The sequence below is a fragment of the Salinisphaera sp. G21_0 genome, assembly GCF_017744115.1.
GTDB lineage: Bacteria > Pseudomonadota > Gammaproteobacteria > Pseudomonadales > Endozoicomonadaceae > Endozoicomonas.
Map to the genome: position 1 here is coordinate 1 of NZ_JAGHQW010000136.1, position 3250 is coordinate 3250.

At 45.9% G+C, this 3250-nt stretch carries 4 protein-coding genes and 1 pseudogene; 2 read left to right on the forward strand and 3 right to left on the reverse strand.

Going from position 1 to position 3250, the window contains the following annotated elements; genetic code table 11:
- Positions 1-220 precede the first annotated feature (220 nt).
- Entirely contained in the window at positions 221-445 is a 225-nt protein-coding gene (locus tag J7439_RS25125; protein WP_209204795.1) for a hypothetical protein, read from the forward strand.
- Between the two features lie 62 nt (positions 446-507).
- On the forward strand, positions 508-1389 hold the full coding sequence (locus J7439_RS25130) for a hypothetical protein (protein WP_209204796.1): 882 nt from the start codon (positions 508-510) through the stop codon (positions 1387-1389).
- Between the two features lie 494 nt (positions 1390-1883).
- Here the strand turns inward: J7439_RS25130 and J7439_RS25135 are convergent, their stop codons facing one another.
- The 3 genes and pseudogenes from J7439_RS25135 to J7439_RS25145 all read right to left on the reverse strand — a co-directional run.
- Positions 1884-2186, reverse strand: coding sequence for a hypothetical protein (locus tag J7439_RS25135; RefSeq protein WP_209204797.1), 303 nt, complete (start codon positions 2184-2186; stop codon positions 1884-1886).
- A gap of 147 nt (positions 2187-2333) precedes the next feature.
- Entirely contained in the window at positions 2334-2513 is a 180-nt protein-coding gene (locus J7439_RS25140) for a hypothetical protein (protein WP_209204798.1), read from the reverse strand.
- 3 nt (positions 2514-2516) lie between these two features.
- A pseudogene (locus J7439_RS25145) lies at positions 2517-3250 on the reverse strand (hypothetical protein); the annotation flags it as partial.

The following is a 3250-nucleotide window of genomic DNA, read 5'->3' on the forward strand; positions in this document are numbered from 1 at the left end:
ATTCGTTGCAGCCATTGTTCTTTAGTGGTTTCTGGATTGGTCATTGGAGCCTCCATGTAATCAGAGGCTTTATGATCCTTGATCAAATCTGAGCAGGGTAGGACGTGGGTTATTTTGGCGCTTACATCGCAGTTGAGCTTCAGGACCTAAAGCCCCAAGCTGGTTAACAATATGGCGCTGGTACAAACAGTACGTTCAGGCAAACTATTCAATCTTAGGCTTGTATCCTGCTAACCGTAAAAAAGGAAATAGAAAAAGTCGCCTGAAAAAAGAAGTCGATGAATGCATACAAAAAGCCATTACCTATTATCAAAATGAGTTCCCTCCTGACGCAAAGGATGCATACGATCATCTGGAAGAGTGCATCGTTGAAGGCAATAGCATTCGTCACGAAGATGATAAGCTGGTTATACTCAGCTACAGAAGTTTTCTTTTCATTTCGTGACCCTGATTTTATTGTTCTGATTAAATTGAGAAAGAATATTCTTGAAGATAAATAGTATATATATGATTCGTTCGAGTTTTTATCGTTATTATCAGCTCTTTATGTTGTTGGTCTTTACTTTTGTTTCTGTGCTCTTACCGGTTATCAATTGCCGCGCCGATGGATGTCTGAATCATGAAGGCTCAGGAGCAGAGACTGAATGTAACCCACCAACCGATTTATCGGAGTCGAAAAGCAAGGCAGAATCGATACGTACGTATTCTTTTGTGGGCATTGAACATAAAGGATTCTTTATAAAAGGCTCCGTCCCCAGAGAGAGGGCCATTGAGCTGGCAGGTGAAGGGGTTCAATTCGTGCCAGCAAAGTCACCGGAACGTGTACGTTGCGCCTTGCTGGTAGTGAACATTGAGATGGATGCTGCCTTTAAAATTCCATTGTATTACTTAATGGGATGGAATTATCCCGAAGCTATCTGGATGCTGGAAATTCGCAAGGGCTCCTACCTGGCCATCAAGGCCCATACTGATTCATGGATAATGAAATATGTTCTCGCATATTCCGACCAATATAATACCTCTTACGGTTCAATGACACTGGACAAAGAGGGCAGTAACGTGACTGTTTCTGTCCGCTCAGAAGAGAATCTTGTATTTTCAGCCACCCTCAGCGAAGCGAAGCGGAACAACGATGTATCGCTAATAGAGAACTTATGGACAAAAAACGAAAATGGTGACTACTACAGGATCCCCTGGGGAACTGCCAAACCTGCTGAAGCATATAGCATGACATCCCTGGTGTTAGACAGCCTTGGGAAGAGAATATTTGGAGACGTCATCTGGGATGATAATGCGACCTATTACCTGAAACGTAAACATGAATGTTCTATGGCCATTCCCGATAAAGGCTCTTTTCGAATTCCGAACTGCTGGAATATCCTTTACTGATAAAATTAGTCATCACCAGCATAGAGCATGAATATAGGCCGAATTTCAGATCTCATCAGTAATGAAACCTGCTTTGAAATGAACCGTGAGAACCGCTGGCCGGATGGCACTGTTCGTTGCCTACACTGTGACTCTGAGAATATCAAAATTTACCTTTGCGCTCCTTGCTCAAGCGCAGCTAAGTTGTCCGATACCCCGATAGATTCCAAGTCGGGTTGTAGCAGTAAATGCTATCGCTGCATGAAAGAGTCCGAATAGTTGATAAACGCAACGACTAAACCATGGGGGGCTGACTTGGAAACCACTGTTGCTCTTTCGTTATAATCACCTCCTTTGATCAATTTCTGGTGTCGTGTATCAGTAGTGCACTGCATTTACTCAGTACACTCTATGCGCCCTTCCCTTATCCCAATTCCCTGTGCTGGCAGTACAATAGTCAGATTTTATAATCTGCGCCACAATTGCCCCGGAGGAGTCCTGAAAAACGTAATTTCTCAAAAACTGCTGCAAAGCCCACAAGATAGAACCTGGGAAGCTTTTTCAATCAAACTCTCCAGCCTCGGGAACAGCCCTACTCCATTTAACCTGTCTGTCAGATAGTCCCAGAATGAAAGACTATACAGGCGACACGTTTTCTTCAGACTGGCAAAAGTGTCGCGACTTTGCCGTCCTACTTCGCTGTGCGTGCCGCCGCTAATCTTACGGCGCTTGACGTATTCTCGTATCAGGCTTTTACTCAGGTTGTTGTGTAACGGAAGGCTTGGGTCTTCCAGTACCAGCAACAGCTCTTTTTCCATGACAGCAAGGCCTGAGAGCGCTTGCTGGAGAGTCCTGCAATTTGTGCGTGTCTGGATTAGGGCTAAAAAGCCAAGTCGTACCTTCATGGCGTTCTCTTTGGAAGGCTCAGCCTTGAAGGCTTTCAGATCATCATAAATCGCCCAGAGTCATGTCCGGCACCATTTCTGGGCATTGGCTTGCTGCTCATTGACAGGATGAACCTTGTACAGCAACCGCTCTGCATGTACCCAGCACTGGGCGTGTTTGAACACATTGAACTGTTGTGCGCCATCGCTGAAGGTTGTCAGATGCCCTAAGCCATGCTCTATCAAACTGGCATAAACCAAAGCTTAACTGGCTTGTTGCAGGCGTTTTTTGCCTGTCAGGCCATGCTCTTTCATGCAGGCCTTCCAGGCTTCATAACTCAGAAAAGTCACTCCAACGTATGGCTGGAGTATACGCAGCCATTTTTGGGGATATTTGAGTGCCCTCAGGTAGTCCAGGGCATTCCCTGTCATCGTGTACGCCCGAAAAGGCCGGTGCAGAAGGCTTAGAAAATTCTCCCGGCTTTTGCTACCCGTGGTGGCATACCGGGCAAACGACTCATTACAGATGATGGTACAGTAACCATTTTGCCCTTGATGCCTTGCCCCTGTATCGTCTGTCTGAATGTAGCTTGAGCAACGAAGGCCTGTGACCAGAATCTCATCCTTCTCACTTTGAAACTGCTCATTCCCTTTAGTGATCAGGTTGCTCAGTTCCCCCGGCGAGATGGAGAGGCCAATATCCCAGAGCCATTCCAGCAGCTGCGGTTGGGTAACACCACAACCGAAATACTGGTGAAAAATGTGGGCTTGCAATGTCGGGCCGTAATGGTGCCCGTGCAAATTCGCCGTAGGCCTGGCAGTGACTGTTTTCCCGTCCGGTGTTATCCATTGATCAAGCAAATATTCGACACTTTTGGGTTTGAAGCGATAAAACCACTCTTCAAGGTAACCCCGGTAGCCACAATCAGCCCAGACTTTCCGGATGTTTTTAAAGTATTTCTTAAGGTGAGCCAGTATGAACTGTCCTGCAAAACTAT